Origin of the sequence: Methylacidiphilum kamchatkense Kam1 (assembly GCF_007475525.1) — a bacterium.
Taxonomy (GTDB): Bacteria; Verrucomicrobiota; Verrucomicrobiia; order Methylacidiphilales; family Methylacidiphilaceae; genus Methylacidiphilum; species Methylacidiphilum kamchatkense.
This window is the reverse complement of sequence record NZ_CP037899.1, coordinates 1,371,680-1,395,658: the sequence shown is the minus strand read 5'-3', so window position 1 is coordinate 1,395,658 and position 23,979 is coordinate 1,371,680. Positions and strand designations below refer to the sequence as shown.

21 protein-coding genes, 1 tRNA gene, 2 pseudogenes and 1 riboswitch are annotated in these 23,979 nt (G+C 39.5%); of the genes and pseudogenes, 13 read left to right on the top strand and 11 right to left on the bottom strand.

Annotated features, from left to right (window positions below; translation table 11 throughout):
• Positions 1-25 precede the first annotated feature (25 nt).
• From kam1_RS10675 to kam1_RS06545, 6 genes are all read left to right on the top strand, one after another.
• Positions 26-853, top strand: a complete 828-nt coding sequence (locus kam1_RS10675; RefSeq protein WP_244945999.1) for an efflux RND transporter permease subunit — start codon at positions 26-28, stop codon at positions 851-853.
• Entirely contained in the window at positions 817-3,279 is a 2,463-nt protein-coding gene (locus kam1_RS06560) for an efflux RND transporter permease subunit (RefSeq protein WP_244945998.1), read from the top strand. Before kam1_RS10675 ends, kam1_RS06560 begins: the two co-directional genes overlap by 37 nt.
• 69 nt (positions 3,280-3,348) lie before the next feature.
• Positions 3,349-3,519 carry a hypothetical protein gene (locus kam1_RS10150; protein ID WP_161792018.1) on the top strand — a complete coding sequence of 57 codons (171 nt, stop codon included), beginning with the start codon at positions 3,349-3,351 and terminating at the stop codon, positions 3,517-3,519.
• 708 nt (positions 3,520-4,227) lie between these two features.
• Positions 4,228-6,927: a TonB-dependent receptor gene (locus kam1_RS06555; protein ID WP_244945997.1), complete on the top strand. Its 2,700-nt coding sequence runs from the start codon at positions 4,228-4,230 to the stop codon at positions 6,925-6,927.
• Positions 6,928-7,137: 210 nt separating this feature from the next.
• Positions 7,138-7,902, top strand: coding sequence for a tetratricopeptide repeat protein (locus kam1_RS06550; RefSeq protein WP_052250389.1), 765 nt, complete (start codon positions 7,138-7,140; stop codon positions 7,900-7,902).
• 189 nt (positions 7,903-8,091) lie between these two features.
• Complete coding sequence (locus tag kam1_RS06545; RefSeq protein ID WP_039720656.1) at positions 8,092-9,087, top strand: dihydroorotate dehydrogenase-like protein; 996 nt, start codon at positions 8,092-8,094, stop codon at positions 9,085-9,087.
• A gap of 339 nt (positions 9,088-9,426) precedes the next feature.
• On the opposite strand, the gene kam1_RS06540 is transcribed toward kam1_RS06545, so the two are convergent.
• Both kam1_RS06540 and kam1_RS06535 read right to left on the bottom strand, forming a co-directional pair.
• Positions 9,427-9,509 (bottom strand) — tRNA-Leu (locus kam1_RS06540).
• A 72-nt stretch (positions 9,510-9,581) separates the two neighbouring features.
• Positions 9,582-10,739: a cation:proton antiporter gene (locus kam1_RS06535; protein ID WP_143958323.1), complete on the bottom strand. Its 1,158-nt coding sequence runs from the start codon at positions 10,737-10,739 to the stop codon at positions 9,582-9,584.
• 44 nt (positions 10,740-10,783) lie between these two features.
• A riboswitch (Fluoride riboswitch) is annotated at positions 10,784-10,863 on the bottom strand.
• A 102-nt stretch (positions 10,864-10,965) separates the two neighbouring features.
• On the opposite strand from kam1_RS06535, the gene dtd reads away from it, so the two are divergent.
• From dtd to kam1_RS06520, 3 genes are all read left to right on the top strand, one after another.
• Positions 10,966-11,403: a D-aminoacyl-tRNA deacylase gene (dtd, locus tag kam1_RS06530; RefSeq protein ID WP_039720657.1), complete on the top strand. Its 438-nt coding sequence runs from the start codon at positions 10,966-10,968 to the stop codon at positions 11,401-11,403.
• An 86-nt stretch (positions 11,404-11,489) separates the two neighbouring features.
• Complete coding sequence (locus tag kam1_RS06525) at positions 11,490-12,185, top strand: ABC transporter ATP-binding protein (protein WP_235276719.1); 696 nt, start codon at positions 11,490-11,492, stop codon at positions 12,183-12,185.
• Between the two features lie 4 nt (positions 12,186-12,189).
• Positions 12,190-12,981: an ABC transporter permease gene (locus kam1_RS06520; protein ID WP_039720659.1), complete on the top strand. Its 792-nt coding sequence runs from the start codon at positions 12,190-12,192 to the stop codon at positions 12,979-12,981.
• A gap of 46 nt (positions 12,982-13,027) precedes the next feature.
• Here the strand turns inward: kam1_RS06520 and kam1_RS06515 are convergent, their stop codons facing one another.
• On the bottom strand, positions 13,028-13,252 hold the full coding sequence (locus kam1_RS06515) for a hypothetical protein (protein WP_039720660.1): 225 nt from the start codon (positions 13,250-13,252) through the stop codon (positions 13,028-13,030).
• Between the two features lie 220 nt (positions 13,253-13,472).
• Here kam1_RS06515 and kam1_RS06510 point away from each other — a divergent pair, with 220 nt between their 5' ends.
• The gene (locus kam1_RS06510) at positions 13,473-14,036 is read left to right on the top strand and encodes a DUF4337 domain-containing protein (RefSeq protein WP_039720661.1); all 564 of its coding nucleotides are present in this window, start codon (positions 13,473-13,475) and stop codon (positions 14,034-14,036) included.
• Between the two features lie 31 nt (positions 14,037-14,067).
• On the opposite strand, the gene kam1_RS10670 is transcribed toward kam1_RS06510, so the two are convergent.
• The 5 genes and pseudogenes from kam1_RS10670 to kam1_RS06490 all read right to left on the bottom strand — a co-directional run bounded on the left by kam1_RS10670 (position 14,068) and on the right by kam1_RS06490 (position 17,690).
• Positions 14,068-14,421: a hypothetical protein gene (locus tag kam1_RS10670; RefSeq protein ID WP_244945996.1), complete on the bottom strand. Its 354-nt coding sequence runs from the start codon at positions 14,419-14,421 to the stop codon at positions 14,068-14,070.
• Positions 14,422-14,423: 2 nt separating this feature from the next.
• Entirely contained in the window at positions 14,424-15,485 is a 1,062-nt protein-coding gene (locus tag kam1_RS06505) for a DUF4339 domain-containing protein (protein WP_244945995.1), read from the bottom strand.
• A 191-nt stretch (positions 15,486-15,676) separates the two neighbouring features.
• Positions 15,677-15,894, bottom strand: a pseudogene (locus kam1_RS11270) (hypothetical protein).
• A gap of 95 nt (positions 15,895-15,989) precedes the next feature.
• Complete coding sequence (locus tag kam1_RS06495) at positions 15,990-17,024, bottom strand: Mrp/NBP35 family ATP-binding protein (protein WP_039720663.1); 1,035 nt, start codon at positions 17,022-17,024, stop codon at positions 15,990-15,992.
• Between the two features lie 24 nt (positions 17,025-17,048).
• Complete coding sequence (locus kam1_RS06490; protein ID WP_039720664.1) at positions 17,049-17,690, bottom strand: site-2 protease family protein; 642 nt, start codon at positions 17,688-17,690, stop codon at positions 17,049-17,051.
• Here kam1_RS06490 and kam1_RS06485 point away from each other — a divergent pair.
• Positions 17,689-19,011: an exo-beta-N-acetylmuramidase NamZ family protein gene (locus kam1_RS06485; RefSeq protein WP_235276721.1), complete on the top strand. Its 1,323-nt coding sequence runs from the start codon at positions 17,689-17,691 to the stop codon at positions 19,009-19,011. The genes kam1_RS06490 and kam1_RS06485 overlap by 2 nt on opposite strands.
• Before the next feature lie 40 nt (positions 19,012-19,051).
• The gene (locus kam1_RS06480; protein ID WP_039720665.1) at positions 19,052-19,405 is read left to right on the top strand and encodes a type II toxin-antitoxin system RelE family toxin; all 354 of its coding nucleotides are present in this window, start codon (positions 19,052-19,054) and stop codon (positions 19,403-19,405) included.
• 718 nt (positions 19,406-20,123) lie between these two features.
• On the opposite strand, the pseudogene mdh reads toward kam1_RS06480, so the two are convergent.
• A pseudogene (gene mdh, locus kam1_RS06475) lies at positions 20,124-21,046 on the bottom strand (malate dehydrogenase).
• Between the two features lie 112 nt (positions 21,047-21,158).
• Between mdh and kam1_RS06470 the strand changes: the two are divergent.
• A complete protein-coding gene (locus kam1_RS06470) occupies positions 21,159-22,331 on the top strand; it encodes a hypothetical protein (RefSeq protein ID WP_039720810.1) in 1,173 nt (390 codons plus the stop codon).
• Positions 22,332-22,342: 11 nt separating this feature from the next.
• Here the strand turns inward: kam1_RS06470 and kam1_RS06465 are convergent, their stop codons facing one another.
• Positions 22,343-22,750, bottom strand: a complete 408-nt coding sequence (locus kam1_RS06465; protein WP_039720667.1) for a YidH family protein — start codon at positions 22,748-22,750, stop codon at positions 22,343-22,345.
• Between the two features lie 62 nt (positions 22,751-22,812).
• Positions 22,813-23,976 carry a pyridoxal phosphate-dependent aminotransferase gene (locus kam1_RS06460; protein ID WP_039720668.1) on the bottom strand — a complete coding sequence of 388 codons (1,164 nt, stop codon included), beginning with the start codon at positions 23,974-23,976 and terminating at the stop codon, positions 22,813-22,815.
• Positions 23,977-23,979 lie beyond the last annotated feature (3 nt).

Sequence of the window (23,979 nt, the reverse complement as noted above, 5' to 3'; positions counted from 1 at the left end):
GTGATTTTGTAAGCAAAGAGGAATCATGAGCTTTCCAGAATTTGCGATTCGCCGACCTGTAGCAGCTTGGATGCTTATGGCAGCATTGGTCTTTTTTGGGCTACTCTCTCTTTTTTCTCTTGGAATAAGTAGATTTCCAGATGTCACTTATCCCGTGATTACCGTAGTCACCCAGTGGCCTGGAGCAGCACCAGAAGTTATGGAGTCAGAGATTGTAGATCCTTTGGAAAATGTCCTTGTATCTGTCCAAGGAATCAAAGACATCGAATCGACTATGCTTCCAGGGATAGCCAATATCAAATTAGAATTTTATATCGATAAAAATATCGATGCAGCCTTGCAGGAAGTTAATTCTAAGGTCCGAAGCGTTCGTCTTCCCACAGATGTTAATCCGCCCCAAATTTTTAAAATCAATCAGGATGATAGTCCGATCCTCTGGCTCGCTGTCACATGGGATAGACCTCTTAAAGACCTCGTTCGCTATGTTGATAAATACATACGGGATCGGTTTATGCTTGTTCATGGCATAGGCGATATCCAACTTGGGGGCTGGGCGGACAGGAATTTGAGGATATGGTTGGATAGAAACAAACTTAATCAATTGCAGCTTTCTCCCACCGACATTCGTGACATGCTTCAGGCAGAAAATATGGAGCTTGGAGCAGGGTATTTGGAAAGTAAAACCAACGAAATCAATGTGAGGATTATGGGAGAAGCTAGATCAGAATACGAAATGCAGTCTTTAGCATTGAACCATAGAGCTGCAGGAGCTAGTGGCATTCCTATCACCGGGATTGGAGGCAGTCAGGGAGGGGAATGGGGGTCACAGGTGCTGGAAGCAATCAGTTTTTAACCAACCCAGCAATGACAAGTGCAGCATCAAATCTGCTTTCCAATACGCGGGGAGCTTCTTCCGTTTATATTCCTTTATCAACGGTGGCTTCCGTTGAAGATGGGATTATGGATCTAACCCGGCTTTCTCGTAGTGATGGCCAACCTGCCATCGGCTTGGGTATTCAGAAGCTTAGGGGGTTTAATGAAATTGCTGTGGCTAAGGAAGTCAAAGACCTTGTCAAAGAGCTTAAAAAAGATCTGCCTGAAGGGATGGCAATCGGACCGCGTTTTGATTCTTCGGTATATACCCAGGAAGCCGTTCATGAAACAGAATTTACTCTTTTACTAACTATATTTTTTACGGCTTCTGTCTGTTTGCTTTTTCTGGGTTCTTTTCGGACAACATTAAATGTCCTCTTTTCCATTCCCATTTCAATTCTAGGGAGTTTTATATTTTTCAAATTCCTGGGCTACACGCTTAATTTCTTTACGCTTTTGGCTTTGTCTCTGGCCGTGGGGATTGTTGTCGATGATTCCATTATGGTGTTGGAGAACATCACAAGGCATAAAAATTTAGGGAAAGACCCGCAGACGGCAGCTCTGGATGGAGCCAATGAGGTGTCGTTTGCTGCCCTCGCTGCTACTCTTTCGATCGTTGCGGTTTTTTGTCCAATTCTTTTTGTAGGTGGGGTGGTCGGAAAATTTTTGTCTCAGTTTGGTGTGGCTTTAAGTGTAGCAGTTCTCATTTCACTGTTAGAGGCCTTGACGCTTGCGCCCATGCGTGTGGCTGAATTTTTAAATGTAGGAAAAGAAGAAAAAAAGAATTATTTCGAAGTTTGGCTGGATAAAGTTTTTTGGGAATTTGCTCGAATCTACAGAAATCTCTTAAAGCTTGCCCTTCAAAAAAGATGGTTAGTGGTAAGCGTTTCTTTTTTGATATTCTTCTTGTCCCTGCGGCTCTTTCCCGCCCTCCATAAGGAACTCTCTCCTTCTGAAGACATGGGTATAGCTTTAATCCGGATTGAAACCCCTGTTGGTTCTTCTCTAGAACATACAGGAGAAAGAGTCCGCTTTCTTGAAGAGTATCTTAAACAACAGCCTTATGTGGCTCATGTCTTCAGCAGTATAGGCGGGTATAGTGGAGGTCAGGTTAACTTTGGAGCTCTTTTTATTACGCTTACTCCAAGAAAAGAAAGGAAGCTGCGGCTTCAAGAGATCCTTAAAATCTGGAGGAAGGAATTCAAAAAAGCTGCTTATCAAGATCTGCATATAAAAATTATCGACATTAGTCAGAGTGCTTTTAGCTCTAAGAGAGGGACTAATATCGAGTTGAGCCTATTGGGCTCTGAATATTCAGTTTTGAAAGAGGTATCTCAAAAAATTCTAAACGAGCTTGATAAAAGTGGAATGTATACGGATCTGGATACTGATTACCGGGAGGGAATGCCAGAAGTGCAGATCATACCGGATAGGGACAAATGTGCGTTAGCCAATATTTCGATGCAGCAGCTGGTTGATTCTGTCCGCTATTCCATTGGTGGTGCCAGGCAGGGTATGTATACCAATGAAGAAGACATTCGTAGGTATGATATCCGAATCCGATTCATCCCAGAACAGTGGAGAGAGCCAAAAGATATTGAAGATATACCGCTTTGGACCAATTATGGAGGAGAGCCTATTCATCTTAAGGATGTCGCTAGCCTGCGCGTCGTCCCCAAACTCATGAACATGACAAGAGAAAATAGACGTCGGGTGATTACTCTTTTTGCCAATGTGAAACCGGAGTATAGCCAGGCCAAAGCTCTCGACTATGCGATGGAAATTTGCCGAAAACTCCTGCCTCCTACCTATTCTGTCCAACCAGCTGGTGCTTCTCAAACAGCCAAAGAAACCTTTGGAGCTTTCCCCTATGCATTAGGCTTTGGGCTCATCCTTGCTTATATGGTTCTAGGCATCCAGTTCAATAGTTTTCTTTTCCCTTTGATCATTCTCTGTGCCATTCCTTTTTCGATCACTGGAGCCATCTTTTCCCTTTATATTTCAAAGCTTTCCTTGAATCTTTACAGTGGCATAGGGCTTATTCTCCTTATGGGTTTAGCTATGAAAAATTCGATTCTACTGGTCGAATTTATTAATAAAAAGAGGTTCGAAGATGGTTTAGATACTTCTGCAGCGATTCTTGAAGCTGCTTTCATTCGGCTAAGGCCAATTCTTATGACTTCGCTAGCAACGATTTCTTCAGCAATTCCTGCGGCTCTTGGACTTGGTCCTGGAGCAGAAGTCAGGGTGCCTCTTGTTATTGTAGTCATAGGAGGCATCGTTGTTTCTACTTCTTTTTCCCTGTTTGTGGTTCCTTGCATTTATAGTCTTGCAGCAAAGATTGGTGGAAAACCACCGGTGGATTTAGAAGAATGGCCTGAAGTCCAAAAAGTAGCTTCCTTATGAGCTTCTTTTTCCCCACTGCTTATCTTATCTTTAACAATAGATTTCAAAGGCGAATAGAAGATTAGAAAAGTGTATTTTTGGTTGGTAACAAAAGGAATAGAAACGGGCAAAAGTCAGCAGACGAATCGTCGTTGGGGTTTGCTTACTTTGCCTGCAGCAATCCCTATTTTTCTCTTCTGTGGTTGGAAGCTCAGGCATCTGTCGGTGATCAGTCCGCTGGGAGCCTTGTCTGGCTTGTAGAGTAAAAGGTTTGCCTGCGTAATCTGAATGCTGGAATCAATCTGAGGATTTGGATGGGAGTTTCATTTTCTTGAGCAAGTTGAGTGGAAAGCTCTTGAAGAAACATAGAAGAAGCTATTGGAATTGTTTTGTTTGGGTTTAGAGAAAGGTTTTAGAGTAGTGTGGCCGTACAATGTTTATTGATAAGAGAGCTAATTATTAGAAATAAAATTTTCTGCTGTTATCTTGGAATTGGCTGAATAAGAAGCATCTTTGCGACCCTTGTGGCCAACAAATACAGTTGATTGACCATGTGGCAAGGTTTAGGGAAATTTCTGCAGGAAAATTCGTCTGAAGGGTAAAATCCTGAATCTAAAATTGCTTCTACTTGAAGCTACCTTTGTGGACACCTTTCCCACTTTTAGACTTTACAATAGAAGCCTCTTCACAGGTATTTTTAAAAAGCATCCCCTTATCTCTGTCCTCTAATCTTTAGCTAAAGTCGTTCGTTTTTTATCAATATTCAGAATGTAAACTAAAAGTTACTGCTTATCTGTATGGACATCAAAAAGATAACAAAAATAAGATTGTCATAAAAAAGTCATAAAGTTGTCATAAATAATTTACATAACTGTCACTACCTTTTGTCTTTTTTTTAGAGTAAACAAGAGGTCGTGTTCTAACGGTTTTCATATCGTTATAATGTCTAGGAGGAATTTAGGAGGAAAAATGATAAGAAAGAGGAAAGAAATTTGGATAATACTTTTCTTTACGACCTTATTGTTTATAAATCTCAATCTTTTTGGTCTTGATGATGAGGATGTTACTACTAATAATCCATCATCTGATTCCCAATACAACGGAGAAAATCAATCTGGAAAGCAAAAATCCAAACAAAATTACATTCCAGTTTATAATCAAAGGGAATCGGCTAGTGGCAGGATCACAATGCCAGAGGTGACTGTACAAACAGAGGCTCCCCCAAGTGCAGTGGAAACCTTTGGTGCTCCGAATGCAGCGGTTCTTCCAACCGAACAAGGTCCTGTGTCCTCTACTTATGGGATACCCATGAGCGTAATGGATACACCCCGGCAAGTAACACCTGTTAATCCAACTATGCTTAAAGCAGCAGGAACGGTTTACCAGGGCTATCTTGATCCCTTGAGCGTTTCTCAGATTCTTCCGACAGCTTATACACAACTCAACTGGGGGATGGGCAATGCGATCACTATTCGTGGAAGGCAAGCACTTCCATATATAAACGGCATTGAAATGACTCTTCAAAACGATTCCATGGCTGGAGTTCCTTTTAGCTGGAATATGGTTGAATCAATGGACATTACTGAAGGTCCTGCCAATGCGGTTTTTGGAGCAACACAGCCTACGCCTGGAAGTGTGAACTATATAACCAAACAGCCCTATTTTGACAAGTTTAGAGGATATGTTTGGGATACCACAGGGATGTACAGCCAATATCTTTGGGGAGCTGATGTTGGAGGCCCAGTCAATGATAAAGTGGCCTGGCGTTTTAGCTATATGGGGCAGGAACAGGGTAGTTATTATAATAACATTTACAACAATCAGCAGAATTTCTATGCGGCCATTGGAGCCAAACCTTACGAGAATTATACAATCGATTTTTATTCTGATTTTGGGACCTATTCCTTTATGCCTCAGTTAGCTGATCAAATCAACAGGCCAACCAATGCCCTCATCGATAACGGACTGTATACCGCTGGAATGCTTCCTCCTGGAGCATTGGCTGGAACTTTAGTCAGTCCTTTTTTTGTGCCTGTAAACAGAAGAGCTGACATTGTGAATCCTGCAGGTGGGGGCAATGCGATGACTGGAATGCTTCAGCTTATCCAACGGATAAAAGTGTCAGATAATATTGAGATTGTGAACAATACCTTTGCTTGGTATACGCGTAGCTCCTGGATCGAACCTTCGTTGTATGTGGATGCTTATCTATCAGGGGATTATGAAGTGGATAACAGAACAGAAATTAGAGTGAATTTTGAAACTCCCTTAGAAGCTGCTGCTCCTGAGAAGGGGTCAAAAGAAATGAAAGAGTATAAAGAAACCTCCAAAAGCGAAGGTGATGAAGAGGTTAAAAAATCCTTTTGGGAGGGAGCTATTGGCGAAATGTTAATGCGGCATAACATTGATGCAGGCATTGAATGGCATTATCAAAGGAACCTTGACTATTTTGGCGACGCTTTTTGGAATGCAGGCAATGTTTGGAGCATGATGACAACCAATCCCTATAGTTGGAACGCCGTCTTTTTAGCACCCTTTGCAAAAGCTGTTAATAATCCAAAAGGACCTGCGGGTGGAGAATGGCAGATTCCTGGAGCTCCTCCTGGATGGTTTTATGAGCCTTTAAATGGCGCTTCTGGAAGTACGGATTGTAACTATTGGACGGTCAATCCCTTTTATCAGCATAATATTGACTGGACAAGCAAGTTTAGTCTGCTATTTGGAGCGAGAGCAAATTTTTACTTTGTCGACGCTTCCACGCCTCCAGGACCAGTTGGAGCTCCGTTTGCACACTTTAGCACAGCAGCTTTTGCTCCTCTTGTAAACATAAGCCCGGTCTATAAACCCTTTCCATGGATGACCGCCTATTTTGATTTTAACTGGCTGCAGACCACCAATGCTGCGGTCATTGGAGGATATGCTCCAACGTTTGCTCCAAATTCCTTCAGCGAGGTAAATCAGCTGATAGAAGGAGGAGTGAAGTTTAACATTCTAAAAGACAAGATGTACATCACCACTGCTGCTTTTACACAAAATCAGATCCTCAATAATTTAGGGTTTTTGCCTAATGGGGCTCCTTTGCCTGCTACCCCTACGAATGTAGAAGGTTTTGAGATAAATGCTTCCTATCAGCCTGATCGCCATTTTTGGGCAAGGTTGGGCTATATTTATATGAGAGCGGTTGAGGAATGGTCGGGTTTTCCTCCAGGACTTCATGGGCCTGGGATGAGACAGTTGACACCCATCCTGCCTTATTATACTGGAGTGCCTATAGCCGGAGGACCATTCGTCAATGGACCCTTTCCTATCTCTGGTTCAATGCCTTCCTCCAATTATCCTTTTATTGGTTTTCCTGACCAGTATTTTAGCGGTACTGTAACTTATACCTCTGACGTAGGCCTTGGAGTAACTCTTGGAGCCATTGTGATGAGTGATCAATACCTTAATTACTGGTATAATACAAAAATTCCAACGCAGTTTATATTAAATGCTCAGATCTTTTATACCCAGCCTAAGTGGGAGGCAAGGCTTTATCTGTATAATTTTACAGATGAAAAGTACTGGTTGCCTTTTGGACTTGGATCGGCAGGTTCGCGTGCTTTTAATATGAGCAGCATTATTGCTGGTTGGCCATTCTGGATTGAAGGAACAGTTGCCTATAAATTCTAAAACTAGGATAAAAGAACTGAAATAGAACAAATTTCACCTGGCGATTTTAAATAATAATCCTCCTTCTTCATCTTCTGCATTGGGTTTTACAGAAATCGCCAGGTGATTTTTTTATTATTCGAGAATCTTACAAGTATTCAGTATAATTTCTTTGTTGTAGGAAGAATAATAGGTTGATAATCTGGGCTTAGTGATTGCTTCGTAGATGATATGACAGGATGCTTGGCTTTTCTACTTGGCTTTTTGCTTGCAGCGCTTCCGACTGGATTACAAGAATTTCAAGCTGGCCTCAATGCGCAATATCATAAATCTTATGAAGAAGCAGTGGAGCATTATACGCAGGCAATCGATTCGGGGGAGCTTTCTAGGGAGACTTTAGCCATAGCTTATAATAATAGGGCCGATGTCTGGTTAGCTCTGGGGCATTATTATAGAGCTATTTCCGATTATAATAGGGCTATAGAACTCCATCCTCAGCCCGATTATTTTAATCGGCGAGGCATTGTAGAAGCCAAATTGGGTCAGTATGAAAAGGCTATCAAGGATTATTCTGAATCCATAAGAAGAAATAGATCCAATGCCTATGTCTATAACAACAGGGGTTGGGCTTTTTATAAAAAAGGAAATTATCTTCTCGCCATCAAGGACTTCGATGAAGCACTTCGACTGAAACCAAATTATGCGTTGGCTTTCGACAACCGAGGTTGGGTCCATTTTAGAAAAGGAGAAAGAGAGGAAGCTCTCTCGGATTTGAGTCGAGCTATTCAGTTGGAACCGAACAATCCAGAATTTTATAATGACCGGGGAATTGTTTTGACCGATTTAGGAAGGTTTGATGAAGCTATAAATGATTTTAATAAGGCGCTTAACCTAAAACCTCATTTTACAGAAGCCGAAAAAAACAAGGAAATTGCCTTAAAAGGGAAAAAAGGGATAAAGCTAGAAGCCCTTCATTCTCTCATTTATTGGAAATGAGGCAGCAGGGACTTGCTCTTCTGAGGCGTTAGCTGACGCAGCAGAGCCCATGCTTTGAATGAGAATTTGGAAGATTTTAAGGGATGGTTCACTGATTTCTAGATTCATTGAAAACCAGTAACTGTCCGAAGAGAAACAGACAAAATCTAGAGTTGCTAAACCCAAAAGAAACACTTAGGTTAAGAAAAGATGACTCTGCAGGTACAGTATCTAGGGCTTACTTTACGGTCTCCCTTAGTGGCTGGGGCTTCTCCTCTTTCCTCTTCTCTTTCAGGTATTCAGCAGTTAGAACAAGCTGGAGCTGCGGCCATTGTTTTGCCATCCTTGTTCGAAGAGCAGATTATCAAGGAAGCAATTGCTGAAAAACACTATACAGATTTGAGTGGTAAGTATGCAAAGTTTTCTGCACTTGAAGATTATTTTAGCCCAGAATCGTATCTTCATTTGATAAGAGAAGCAAAAAACAAAGTACAGATTCCAATTATTGCAAGCCTCAATGGAAAATCTCCAGGATGGTGGTGTCGATTCGCCAAAAAAATAGAAGAGGCAGGAGCAGATGCCTTAGAGCTCAATATTTTCTGGATGCCTACAGATATGGATCAATCGGCTGATTCCATCGAGATGTTTACACTTGATATTGTGCGTCTTGTTAGACAAGAGATCCAGATTCCCCTAGCTGTAAAAATTAGTCCCTTTTATACAAATGTAGGAAATATGGCAAAGAGGTTCCTAGCTGCAGGAGCGAACGGACTTGTTTTATTTAATCGATTTATGCAGCCTGGAATAAATACAGAAAAGATTGAAATTAAAAGCCAAATGCTATTAGGAACAAGCCGTGATACTTTTCTTTCTTTGAGGTGGATTGGAATCTTATTCGATCGCTTAAAAGTGGATTTGGCAGCGACTGGAGGTGTTATGGAACCAAAAGATGCTATCCAGTTGATTTTAGTGGGTGCGACCATCGTCATGCTTTGTTCTGCGCTTTTAAAAAATGGGCCTGAATATCTAAACGTCATGGAAAAAGGGCTTGTTAATTGGATGGATAAGCATGGCTATTCTTCTTTAGAAGAATGGAGAGGTTTATTGAGCCAAAAGAGATGTCCAGATCCTGAGACCTTTGAACGAGCCCAATATATCAACTCTCTTATTTTGGATAGGGAAAAAGAAAAGAATATCGGTAGTTAAAAAGAGGTTCAAGAGAGAGAAACAAAAGTTGTCAAACTGTTCTTTTTCGTCTCCTCTACAGAATAAAGAGCCTACCTTTTAATTTCAGTTATCTTCCTAAAGGCTATCAAGCATCAAAGAAAGAAATCCTATAAGTGGTTCCTGGTCCAATCTTTAAGTAGTTCTCCATTTATTTTTGAGAAGACTCTTATTGGATATAGTTTTGTTTTACTTGTGTTGCTTTTCTTTATGTTTTTTTTTAATTACGCATTTGCAACCCAAAGGCATTTGTTCAACCATCCAAAGGTTTTCATAAGGTAGAGAAAGAGAAGTCAAAAGAAAAAATCTTTTTGACTTTTGTGCCGGTGGAGGGAGTCGAACCCACACCCGGTTGCCCGGACCAGATTTTGAGTCTGGCGCGTCTGCCATTCCGCCACACCGGCAACGCTTTTAGCCAGAGAAAATTACATTATATATTTTTTTAAATCTTGTCGAAAAAAAACAATGCAGTTTCTTTATGTTCTTTTTTCCTTCAGATGATGCCAGGGAATGAAGAACCGATTCGCGACCAGCGTCGGGATAATAGCTGTGGTAATAATGACTGGAATTAAAATCGAATACTGTTTTTGAGAAATAATTTCGTGAGATAGCCCATAGAGACAGCAAATCACATTAAAGGTTAAACCAGTCGACATAAGTAAAGTAGTATAGGCTGCTTCTTGCAATTTCTTTCTTTTTACTAAAAAAGGGAAAATGCTAATAAATTTTGAAAGCTGTTGCAGAATAAAAAAAAGGAAAACAGGCAAAAAACTTTTTGTTAATTCAGTTAAATCGACAAATGATCCAGCTCTAATAAAATAAAAGGGAGTCAGCATGCCTAGCGTTACGGTACGCAGCCGTTTAATGAAATCATGGTGTTGTTCAATCGATCCTGCTAATGTCATGCCGATGATATAGGCTGGTAAGACAGCTTCTGAACCTGCCCATACGGCAATACCTCCAAGGGTAAAAAGGAAAAATAGGAGGTATTTTATTTCTAACTCTGAGGGTTTGTTTGCGTAGTATTTTAGAAAAACAGGAGTGATTTTGGGTAAAATGAGGGCACAAATGAGGACTGTTCCTGTTAATACTCCTGTTTTCCAACCGAAGGGAGCAAAAAGGAATCCTAATAGGAGCACGGAGCTAAGATCGTTGATAAAGCAAGCTACTAAGAGCCCCTTTCCGTAGCTTGTTTTGTTCAGTCCAAGTTCCAGAAGAACCGTATACATAACGGCAACTGAAGTAGCAGAGAGAGCAATTCCACCAAGTAAAGAGGCTCTCCAGTTCCACTGAAAAATGGCGTGCGCAAAAAATGAACAACTTAAGAAGGGGACAAAAAAAGTTAGTAGACCAATAAATGTAGCTTCCTTCCATTGTTTTCGAAAAGAAGTTGGATCGAGCTCAGAGCCAGCCATAAAGGTGAGCATAATGGCTCCTAATCCAGCAAGAAAAGTAATCCAGCCTTCTTTAGGATTGAGTCCAGTTTTGCCGAAGAGTATAGTAGCTAAATATTGGCCTAAGATACCAATTATTATTTCAATGAGGGCCGCAGAAACCCTAAACTGAAGAGCTAGCAATGCGGCGAGCACTGCTAAAGCCATCCAAAAAGAAGCTAAGAACCAAGTGTGCTCCATTGGAAAACCCTTCGTATGTTGCGAATCTTTTTCTTTAGCAAATGGTTGCCGTAGGAGTTATCACTTCTTAAATAAGAAGGGTTTTCCAAAATATTGGATGGTAAACTCCATTACCAAATGCTTTTCTTTAATAAGGAAAAGGAGGGGTGTCAAGACTTAGGAGATTAATTTTTTTAGCTTTCATTTTTTTTAATGACTATAAAGAAGAACGTATTGTCTTTGTAGAATGATTGGATTGATTCAGAGAGTAAAGGAAGCGGCTATCAAGATAGAAGATCGATTGGTTTCTTCTATTGGAAGAGGCATTTTATTGTTTTTAGCTGTGGAAAAGGGAGATGACGAAAAAAAAGCCGATCAGATGATAGAGAAAATCCTACAGTGCAGAATTTTTCCAGATGAAAATGGAAAAATGAATCGCTCGCTTCTTGATATTAATGGAGAACTATTAATAGTTCCTGAATTTACACTTGCGGGAGAATTTTTAAAAGGCAAAAGACCTACCTTTCATCATGCAGCTCCTCCAGAAGAAGGTAAAAAACTTTTCGATTATCTTGTGGAAAAAGCGGAAAGTAAACATGGCTTAGTCAAAAAAGGCTGTTTTGGAGTAAACATGACGGTATACTTAATAAATGAGGGCCCAGTCAGTTTTTGGATTAGGACATGAACTTTATATTTATCCGAAAGACATAGGCTAGGAAAAGGGAACGGTTGTTTGGTTTTATGTCCAAAATTGCCATAGAAGTTAAAAACTTGAGGAAAGATTTTGGGAAACTCGTGGCTATTGATCAGATTTCATTTTCGATTATGGAGTCTGAAATTGTAGGATTTCTTGGGGCAAACGGTGCAGGTAAAACCACACTAATCTATCTGCTTTTGGGATTACTGACACCCACTTCAGGTACCATACGCATCTTTGGCTTCTGTCCATTATCGGCAAGAAATGAAATCCTTTCCTTTTCCAATTTTGCATCTGGGTATATTAGTCTGCCTTCTAATTTAACTGTCCGAGAAAATCTTCTTGTTTTTGCTCGCCTTTATCGGGTGAAACAACCAGAGCTAAAAATAGACTTTCTTTTGGATCTGTTGGAAATTACACATCTGCAACATAAGGTAACCGGTTTTTTGTCTGCAGGAGAGTTGACTAGAGTTTGCCTCTGTAAGGCTTTGTTGAATGATCCAAAGCTGTTGTTTTTGGATGAACCAACAGCCGGATTGGATCCAAGCATAGCTGATAAGGTCTGTGAGCTTTTGTTAGAACTAAGAAAGAAATCTGGAGTTACAATCATTTATACTTCGCATAATATGCGGGATGTGGAAAGACTTTGCGATCGGATTATTTTTATGAAATCTGGAAAGATCGTCACACAGGGGATTCCTCTGGAAATAGTGCAGGAGTTTAAACAGAGAAATCTGGAAGAACTGTTTATAGAGCTAGCTAGGAAATAAATCCATGAGTCTAGAAAGAATATTGGGTCTATTTTTACGTTATACCTACGTTTATAGACGCAGTTGGATTCGAGTTTTAGAGTTTGTTTTTTGGCCCGTAATGGACCTTCTTGTTTGGGGATATCTGACTCTTTTTCTTTCTAATGCAGAGAAAAGCATTTCCAGCCCATTTCAATTTTTAATCGGTGCGATGATTCTTTGGGATGTGCTCTACAGGACTCAGCTGGGGATCACAGTATCTTTTTTAGAAGACGTTTGGTCAAAGAATTTAATCAATCTTCTTGTGACACCACTAACTATTCAGGAATTTTTTACAGCGATTTTTCTAGTGGGGATCTTCAAATCTCTTTTAATTCTTGGATTATTGGGATTTTTAGCGGCTCTTTTCTATCATTTCCATTTGACGCAGATTGGTTTCTATTTACTCCCACTGATTGGGAACCTTTTTCTAATGGGTTCTGCTTGTGGTGTTTTGACCATTGCTTTATTGCTGCGATGGGGACAGGCTGCAGAGTCTCTTGCATGGGCTATACCGATTCTTTTTCAACCGTTTGCGGCTGTCTTTTATCCGCTCTACGTTCTTCCTAAATGGATACAGCCCCTTTCGTTTCTTGTCCCTGCAACACACGTTTTTGAGGGATTAAGAGGTGGGCTACAAGGGACCTACTCCTATAGCCACCTCTTTTGGGCAACTTTTTTAAACTGTTGTTATTTAGGTTTTTCTTTTTTTCTTTTTCAGCGCTTTTTTTTAAGTGCTAGAGAAAAAGGATTACTGGTTAAAATTGGAACTCAATGAACCTTTTCGCTGTTCGCCCTATTTATGCTTTCTTTAAAGGCTTCTTTTATTTTAAAGAAAAGCTCGAACCCATTCCTTCTTTGAGCGGTAGAGGTTCCTTTTTCTGCTCCTTTATTTTCTTTTCGGAGGGGCTGGCACCAAGAAAACTACTAAACACCGTCGCACCAACAAGAGCCAGAATCCATCCTCCAAAAAGGAGGAAAAGTACGATAAATCCGACGAGTGTACCAATAGAAGAAACCAAAAAGGCAATAATATCATTTATATTCATAGATTCCTCCATTAATTAGTAAATATTATGAATAAAAGTACATTAAAAGCAAATAAGAATATATAATTTTTACTCAAAATGTGTGCGAAGGAAAAATACTTGAAAAATGTTTTTGAAAATCTTTTTATCTATATTTTAAAAAGAATCACAACCATTTTTTTCTATAAAGAATAAGTAATACTTTTTTTTAAATATATTAAAAAAATCGATTGTTCTATATATGACAGAAAAATCAATTGAAGAGAAGGCGTACGAAATTATTAATGAAAAGCTAGAAGAAGATCGAAGAAAGGAAAAGTGGCTATTTCATGTTTCTTTTTCGATCATTTTGATGGCTGTATTGGGAACGATTGTCACGGCGGATTCGGAAAATAGTGTGACAGAAGCCATTATATTGCGTAATGAGGCAGTTCTTTATCAGGACAAAGCGACGGATATGTGGAATTTTTTTCAAGCAAAATCCATGAGAGAGACGGGGTATCGTATTGCCAATATTTTAAATCCTCGGCCTGAATTTGAACAGGAACTGAAGAGGTATCAGAAAGAGAAGATTGAAATAGAGCAAAAGGCAAAACGGCTAGATGAAATGGTTGAGGAAAGAGTAAAAGCCAGCGAACGATATTATAGGAAACATCATATTTTCAGAATATCAGGAATTCTTGTTCAGGTTGGCATTGCTTTGTCTTCTGTTTCTGCCTTGATGAAGAAAAAAATGGTATGGTATTTAGCAATATGCCTAGCTACAGGAGGACTCGTTGTGTTTATAACAGCCTTGCTGCGATGAGGAGCCTTCTCAATCTGCTTCTAAAGGGATACTAAAATGGGAATATCCATTTTGTTATTTTTAGGAAGATATCCTTCATGGTAGTTTCTTTTTCTATGTCATGTTTTTGAAAGCCCCGGCTCGAGGAAATACCCAGAGAGTAAATGGGAGTTTGGAAATGTTTTTCTATTGTTTCTATGACATAAGAATAAAGAAAAGAAGCTAGGGTTTCACATTCCGTGGCGGATTTTTGCAATTCAGTGGTTGTATCTGCTTTCGGTTCTACAAGGATACAAAGAGATCCAGTAAAGAGATCTTTCCCATAGCCTGAAATTTTTTCTGTCCATTTCCCCTGATTTTCATAGGCCCCTATTTGGATTTGTAAATCTTCTTTTTCGGCTTTCAATTCTATAAAGCCGTAAGTTTCAGAAAGCCTGAAAAAAGAAGATTCTTATTTTGAAAAAAACCCTCGTAGACTGCGGGTAATTTTTCTATGGAAGGAGGGAGGTTTTGAGAAAAATCAGTTTCTAGCCTTTCTTTGAGCAGGGATAAAGTAGAAGCCTTAGCTTTCAAAACCAATGGGGAAAGCAGCAAAGACTTTGGGGAAAATGGAGGCAAAGAGGGCCAGGCTGATCGGAGTACATAGGATCCATTATGAAAGGAAGATTGATAGAGGAACCAGCCTGAAAGCAGGAAAAGTAAACCAACTCCATAGTAGGGAATAAGTATTAGCCCAAGAATCCACAATAATCTGACCCAAGTCATCATGTCGATTGATTTGAGCCTGACTAGCTTGTTTTTTTCTAACCACAGTTGCCAAGGAAATGCCCTTTTTTTATGAAAGTGACAAAGAGAAAAAGGAGAAGCCACATCAGGATATTTCATCAGGATAGTTTTGACTATCTGTTTGACATGCTCTTGGCTGAGGTCAACCACTCGGAAATGTTTTTTACGTTCCATAACGGCCATCGTGATGTCCACTTCCTGTTCAAACTGCCGAAAAGGGGTATAGATAAACTGAAAGTGAACGGAGGAACGAGCAAGGATGTCTTTAGATTTTGGATGGGGAAACTCTAGCCTATATTCAAGCCAAACGGTTGCTTCTAATGGATGAGATCTAGAATGAGAAGCTTTCGTCCCATACAAAGCAAGTTCTTCATCCATCCAGAATGCAATCTGTTGCGAAGTCTTCAGTAGTTGAAGAAAAGGATCGGTTGGAGTCTCTTTATCAAGCCCACTTGTTTGAGACACTGGGTTGTTGGTTTCAGCTGCTTTTTTTCCCTCAGCTACTTGCTCCTTCTTTTCCTGTTCAGCCTCCTGAATTAGTTTTCCGAGTGGTTCCCAATCTTTAAGGTCTTTGTGCCATGCAAGGGTTTGGGTATTTATTGTTCCTTTTTCTAGCAACTGAAGGATCTCATCCATAGAAAAAGGCCCCTCTTTTTTGCCAGATTGAACGATATAAATTTCCATAGCCATTTTGTATCTGTCTCAGGAATCTTTGAATGGGCTACAAAGACAAAATGCCAATTGTTATATAGTTAAAATTTTGGGAAGAAAAAAGTTTCCCTATAAAATACGCAAAATGAAATCAAAGAAAAGAAAATTAGAATGGAACGGGAATAAAGAAAGAGTTGGCTTATAAATACGAAAAAGCAGCTGGCTTAGGATTCCATACTTTTTCTCCTACTTGCCAGCCACTTGCTTCGATGATTAATTACCCAATCAAGAAGCGCTTTTTCAAAGCCAATATCATATCCCTTTTTTCGCTTTCAATCCATTTATGTTTTAGAATTTCTTCTCTTTCCAAAAGAAATTCTCGATAAAGAGTCGAATTTTTCAATAATACAGATATACACTCCATCTCTTTATTTTCCTCCATTCCTCTCCTCCAAAGATCCACAAATTTTTCAGCTAATATAATTCAAAAGTTGCGATTGAAATTATAGTATTTTTTAAGAATGCCACATTAGATTTTTATTTTAAAAAGTCAACAATTTTTTTAGCTGCTTCTAAAAAAACCTTGCTTGTTTGTCTATCTGGGTCTGATAAGACGATGGGCATGCCATGATCGGAAGAAATCCTCAATTCAGCTTCTATGGGAATTTCTCCTAAGAATGGAACCTTTAGCTTCTCGGCTTCCCTTTTGCCACCTCCGGAACCAAAAAGATCGTATTTTTTATTGTCACTAGGACAAAGGAAATAACTCATGTTTTCTAAAATTCCTAAAATTGGGACATTGACTTTTTTGAACATAGATACGGCTTTTCTTGCATCGACAAGAGCTACTTCCTGAGGGGTTGTAACGATTACTGCCCCCGAAAGACGAACGGTTTGAACGATTGTCAGTTGGATATCACCTGTACCAGGAGGAAGGTCGAGCACTAAGAAATCAAGATTTCCCCAATCGACGTTTTTTAAAAATTCCTGAGTATAGCGAGTCACTAACGGACCTCTCAAAACGGCAGGTTGATCTGATTCAAGAAGAAAGCCCATGCTCATTAATTTTAATCCATAACGTTCGATAGGTATGAGCTGCTCGTCAACAGAGATTTGAGGTGATTCAACCGTTCCAAACATCATGGAAATACTTGGTCCATAAATATCACAATCGCAAAGTCCAACATGGAACCCGATTTTATGGAAAGCACAAGCGAGGTTTGCTGCAACCGTGGATTTACCCACCCCTCCTTTGCCGCTAGCTACAGCAATGATGTGCTTGATTTCAGATCCTTTTGGAGCCATTCTCTGTGTTAGGGGAGCTTCTGGTCTTTTGATGACAACCTGGATGTTGCTAATCGCGGTCATGGACGAGAGGGTGGTTTTAATTTCTCTTTCCAATTGTTCGGGAATATCTGGATTAAGGCTTGAAAGCTCGAGTTTTATATAAATGCTTTCGTCTGTCGTTTCGATCTCTTTTACTAGACCAAAAGAAACGATGTCCCTACTAAATCCAGGGTACCGAACTTTTCTGAGTTGGTTTAAAATTTCTTCTTTTTTTAATTCTGGCATAAGACATTATCCATTAGTTTTTTTTCATCTATGTAATGGAGAACCGGAGAGCAGGTTAAGCAACATAAACAAATGGTAAGCAGAGAATTCTAAGAAGTGATATACTGGAGGGAGATTTAAAAATATAAGAATCGCAATGAACCAGAAAATGCCCATTTGGTGTTCCCACTGATCAGGGATTCTGAAAATGTTTTTTACGATTGTCCATCCATCGAAAGGCATCACAGGCAGCAAATGAAAAACGGCAAGAAAGATAGAGGCAAGGACAAAAGTGGCAAAAAGCTCGCTTAATTTATGATCTTGTGGAATAACCACTTTGGCGATAAGAAGGATAAAAAAAGCAGTTATTATATTAGCCAAAGGTCCAGCTAGAGCAATAAGAATACTTTGTAGTCTAGGGTTTTTTAACAGAGATGGATTAGTAGGGACGGGTCTACCCCATGCGAAAAAACCAAAGCCTCCAGGGAGTAGGAAAATATTGATAGCTGGTATAATTAAAGTCCCAAATAAGTCCATATGAACGAGTGGATTGAATGTTAAGCGGCCCTCTTCCTTAGGGGTTCTATCCCCCATAAGGGTAGCCACCATTGCGTGAGCAAACTCATGGATGGTAATAAGTGGAATAAGAAGAAGAAAAAGATAAAGTCTATCGATAGAGGGGTTCATGGAGAAAAGTCTTTATCGGATTGTAAATGGGTTCATTAAAGAAATATTAAAAAAGAAGGTTCTCATCGTATCGATCCATCGACTGATTTTGTCTTTTTGTACATTAGTCATTATAATACATTCCATTTATCTGGATGATTTGCAAGCTACAGTCATCGATTTGGGGATCGATGTACTTGTGGAAAATCATTTTCATGGCTTGGAAGGGAAAAAAATTGGATTAATCACAAATCTTTCGGCTGTCAACAAAAATGGAATTTCTACTCTAGAACTTTTTTATCATTGTCCACAAGTAAATCTTGTTGCCATATTTACTCCCGAATACGGTCTCTATTGCATGGGTTCAGATAAACAAAGTACTGCTTCTTACATTGATCCTTATACAAACCTTCCCGTATATCCACTCCAAGGAGAAACAGTAAAACCAACAGATGACATGCTTGCCAATATAGATGTTCTTGTTTTTGATTTACAGGATATTGGGACAAGAAGTTTTACATTTTTAAGCACAATGGGATTGGCTATGGAAGCAGCGGGAGAAAATGGGAAAGAATTTTATGTCCTTGATCGGCCAAATCCCCTTGGAGGCGAACGTGTTGAAGGGATGCCTTTTAACAACTCTTTTCGTTCTTTTTATAATGAATGGGATATTCCTTACATCCATGGTATGACTCCCTGTGAAATTGCTGGAATGATTAATGGAGAAAATTGGATTTTTAAAAAACCGAAACTCACCCTTGTCCCCATGAAAAACTGGCAAAGGCATATGCTTTGGAAGGATACCGGGCTTCCTTGGATGCCCCTTTCTCCCTACTTGACTGATGAAGAAAGCCCTTTTTATTTTGCCATCAGTTCTTTTTTAGGCTTAAGTCCTCTGCTTAATAACGGAATTGGAACCGCTTTGCCTTATAAATTAGTAGGGGCTCAAAAAATAGATCCTTTTACTTTTGCTAGGAACATGAATAAAAGAAAAATCCCTTTTTGTTATTTCAGGCCAGTTTTCTATTGGCCTTTTTTCGGAAAATTTCAAGGAAAAACTTTGGGTGGTTGTCAGATACACATTCAAGACTTTTCTAAAGTCAAACTTGTGGAAATAGGTCTTACTCTATTACAAGAAATGATGACAGAGCTAAACCAAGATCCCTTAGCCTCTTTGACGGCTGAACAACTTGAATTTTTTGATCGCTATTGTGGGACGGATGAAATTAGAAAAGAGCTCCTGTCTGGAAAGAGGGTTCAAGCTATTATGGATAATTGGATCCCTTATTTAGAAAACTTTAAAGAAAAAAGAAAAAAATATTTATTATATCCATCTGATTAAAAAGAATTTTTAGCAATTTTAAACAAACAAAAGACCGCCTATGGATACTGATATTGAAAAATTGTTCGAAAAGCGGATAGAGGAAAAGAAGCCCTTTCAAATTGTTTTTTGTCATCAAAGTCAGCAGGATCTCTCTCAGCTTTCCAAAACTGTACAGTTTCAAATTCTGGATTGTCTAGAAATGATCCCAGAAGTCTTATCAAACCCTCATTCAGATTGTTTAAGCAAAGCGGAAAGAGATAACAGAACCCTCTATCGGTTCCGATGCAAGGAATACCGGATATATTTTGAAAAGACTGACTATGGGATAGTAGTGCAGAGAATTTTACTCAAAAATACCCTAGCGGACTTTCTTTTCCGATCCAACTTAACTTTTTCTGACACCAATCCTTAATTGGTAACTGCCACTGTATCTTTAGGCAGAAACTAAAGAGGAAATGGCCTGGTCGTCTCATTCTAACCTATAAAGCCTTTTCCCAAGCAAACATCGAATAACTTAGATCGATTCTCTATCCTTTGAGGGGTAGATGTGACTTGAGATGTAATAAGAAAAATCACGTTTACCATTTTTCTTTTTCTAACCTCTCCAACAAACCGATACTGAAGTATTAGAATAAGATTAGACTTCTCTATCTAATGCCTGCAACAGTACATGTTACTCGCTCCCTTAGCTTGGACGCTTTTCTTGCCACAGTCTTAAGAAATCGGCAGCCAATTTTTAGTTTGCTCGTGTTAGAATGTTTAAAGAGGTAGGTTTTTTATCTTTTTGCTCCATCCTCTCAGAAAGAAAATTTTCTTTTAATTTTTACTCTTTTGATCCAATCCCTATTCCTTGATCGTCCAACCTAGAAGGACTTCACTAAGCTTTGCCACCTCCCCGTTGCAAGGAACAAGCTCAAGCAAACAACAACCTATGGGTTCGGCTAAAAATGCGTTCGTTGGCGCATGATTCTTTATCTTTCCTTGCTTCTGTTCTCGATGGATTGTTGTTGAGGAGGTAGAGAGAAGAGAAAGAGCTGCTCTTTCTCTTCTCTTTATCTAAATGGGATGCACAGAAGCAGAACCAAAAGGGTTATTAACAATAAAAAAAGTTGGATATAGTACTTTCTTTACTAAGAAAGATTTAATTTTTTGATATTAGAAGCGACATGTCGAGCGCTTTGTTGTAATGCCAAAAGTTCATCTTCTCTCAAAGGAAGCTCTACTATTTTTTCTATTCCATTTTTTCCGAGGACCACTGGAACGCCCACATATTGACCAGTGATTCCGTATTGACCTTCACACCAGGCAGAGCAGGGTAACAACCTTTTTGATCTTTGACAATACTTTCTACCATTTCAAGTATTGCTGCAGAAGGAGCGTAATAAGCACTTCCTTTTTTCAAAAGCTGGACGATTTCGGCTCCTCCATCCCGTGTTCTTTTAATAAGCTGTTCTATTTTCTCTTTAGAAAGGAAATGTTCGATACTCACCCCAGAGACCGTTGCGAACCTTGGTAAAGGAACCATTTCATCTCCATGTCCACCTAACACCATTGCTTGGACTTCCTGAGGAGCTATCCCAAGTTCTGAGGCGATGAAATAACGAAATCGAGCAGAATCCAAAACCCCAGCCATTCCCATCACTCTGTTTTTAGGAAGCTTCGTTTTAAGGGCGATAAGATAGGTCAACACATCGACCGGATTAGAGACTACTATCACTATTGGGTTTTTGGAAAACCGTGCAATATTTTCGGCAACCCCACTGGCGATTTCCGCATTTCTGTTGAGTAAATCTTCTCTGGACATGCCAGGCTGTCGAGCTAATCCGCTAGTAATGACATAAATATCTGAATTGGCACAATCTTCAAACAGATTCGTTCCGACAATCTTTGATTCAACTCCAAGTAATGGAGCAGACTCCATCATATCTAAGGCTTTGCCTTGTGGCATCCCCTCGATAATATCATGGAGAATAACATCTCCTAGGTTTTTTTCCCAGATTCTTTGGGCTGTCGTAGCCCCAACAAAACCGGCGCCGATGACTGATATTTTCATTTTACCATTTAAGAACGCTTTTCAAAGAAAGACAAAATTTTTTTTAAGTTTAATCTCATTCTGTTGGGAAAATGCATTTGAATATTTTTTGTATTACAACAAAATATTTGATGTGACTCTTTGGAGAAATCCCTTCTTTCTTTGTTGTTTCCTTCTTTTTTTGCAGCCCCTAAAAGGGCAATCCTTATATGATGATGAAATTCCACTCAAAGAAAAAGACTTACGAGCAATCTTTCAGTCCCCGATCCTCTTTTCTGATAAGAGCCTTTATCGGAATTCCAAAACAAGGATATTTTCTAATCTCTCTTCTGGAAATTCGAATTTTATTTCTTCTGGAGGAAAAAATTTTGAGCTCGTTGAAGATCAAGACAGTTATGGGATAACTTTTGAGAGTAAGCCAACAGAATCTTTATCTATAGTGTTGAGTCCTTCGACTGCTATTCAAAATGTTGCGCCTCTGAGTGGAGGACAAGCAGCGATTTTTCCCTTTGCTTCTCTTTCTCCAATGATTGGTAATCTTATGTCCACAAACACAGCTTCCATGTCCTGGAATCTTGATCAATTTTCAGCTAAGGGTTGGATCAATCAAACTTCTACTTTTAATAACTGGCAAACCTATGAATTTATGACAGAAGGGACTGGAATGGATTTTTCGTATCAAGCAAAAACGCTTACCACTTTTTCTATATCTGTAGCTAACAATGTCAATCAGTATGGGATGATGATTCCCAATTGGTCTTATTTATATAATCAATCAGACTCGCTTTTAGCAGTTAGGATGGAGCAGCCAATAAAAAATACTCCATTGACCTTTTGGACCGAAAGTTCCATGGATAAAAACACTGCTATGTCTGGTTTTGAGAATTTCAACTACTACTATGGTTGGACCATACCCAGTGTGAAAAGCGGCTTAAATTGGTTTGTTGATCGAAATAGTCTCTTTTCTATAGGAGCCTCTGCTTCTGAGTTGCTGTACACTCAAGGATATGGATCAGAAAATTTCAAGGATATCTTTGGAGAATGGAAACAGAAAGTTTCTTCGAAAGCGGCACTCAACTTAGGGACAGACTTTCAGGATTGTAATTATACAGCTGGCTCTCAAAGCTTGCTAGATACAGATCAGGGCAGTAGGCTTTTTCTATCAATTGGGCCACAAGTTCAACTTTCGAAGGACTTTTCGGCTAGATTGGATATGAAATATCGACTGGGTGATCCAAACTTGAAGTACGAAGCCTTACAGATTCCAGAAAGGTATTTTCTTTTCAGTGTCCAAGGGAAGTTTTAAGAGTTAATACTCTATGATTTAAATTCAGACTGTAGAATGACATTTTTCCCAATTAAAAACGCAAGAACCAAACCCGCTAGTCCAATTAATAAACCCAATAAAGTATTGACCCATGCTTTTTCTACCTCAAACAGTTTGTTGCTGTCTATCTGTTTAGCGTTTATATAAAAACGGATAGAAGCAACAAAAATGGTGAACACTCCAATAGACATAAAAGCAAAACCCATCCATTGCACCACGGGATCAAAAAACCTGGAATCCTGATGATGGTTTTTATTATCAAACATTACCCGGATATAGTCCAAAAAAAGAGTAAATTTCTCGATAAGAAACCCAAAGGCCATAATAGCAATTCCGGTACGGATCCAAGCAAGAAATGTTCTTTCATTAGCTGAATGATCGCCGAAATTTTTTTTCATTTTATTGCACCAGTCGATCGACAACAAGACTGCATCAAGGCGATCTATCTGGTAGCAGGCACTTATAGTTTTTCAATAAACCGACAAAAGCGGTCCAGGCCGGTTTTGATTCTTTCCATGCTTGTTGCGTAAGAGAGTCTAATGGATTGATCATCCCCAAAAGCTACTCCAGGCACCACGGCGACCTTTTCTTCTTCGAGTAGTTTTTGGGCAAAATCTGAAGAATTCATCCCTGTTTTTGATATATTCACATAGACATAGAATGTTCCTTGAGGAGGGACAAAGGAAATTTTCTCTATGTCTGAGAGGATCTTCATAATGTAGGCCCGTCTTTTTTTGTATTCTTCGACCATATTTTCCACACAATCTTGTGGCCCCTTGTAGGCAGCCAGTGCCCCTTTTTGAGCGAACGAGGTTGGATTGGAAGTCATATGACTTTGGAGAGAGGCGATCTGTTTAGCTGCCCATAAGGGAGAAGCAGAATATCCTAGTCTCCATCCGGTCATTGCGTAGGTTTTGCTAAAGCCATTAACGGTAAAGGTCAGCTCGTAGACCTCTTTGCTAAGAGAAGCGATGCTGAAATGTGTCAGATCGTCATAAACGAGCTTTTCGTAGATTTCATCAGAAAGAATCAGTATGTCTTCTTCCAGGGCAACATGTGCGATACCCTCCAACTCTTCTTTGGAATAAATACTTCCAGTCGGATTCGAAGGGCTATTGATAATGATCATTTTTGTTTTTGGCGTCATCGCCTCTTCAAACTGTTTAGGAGTGATTTTATAACCGTTTTCAAAAGATGTTGGGACAATGACCGGTTCAGCTCCTGCTATCTTAACCATTTCAGGGTAGCTGACCCAATAAGGGGCAGGGATGATCACTTCATCTCCTGGATCAACCGTTGCCAGAATAACATTTATGCAGGCATGCTTCGCCCCACAGCTCACGTTTATTTGTTCCGGACTGTAGTCTAAAGCATTATCTTTTTTTAGCTTTTCGCAGATAGCCATTCTCAGTTCAGGGATTCCCGCAGAGGGAGTATAGCGGGTAAAATTGGCGTCTAGAGAACCCATAGCGGCTGCTTTGATATGCTCTGGGGTGTCAAAGTCAGGTTCTCCAGAAGTAAAATTAACTATATCTTCTCCTTTTTGAGCCAATGCTTTGGCCTTGCTGTCCAAAGCCAGAGTAAGAGAAGGACTAATCTTCTGGACTCGAGATGAAACTTCCATAAT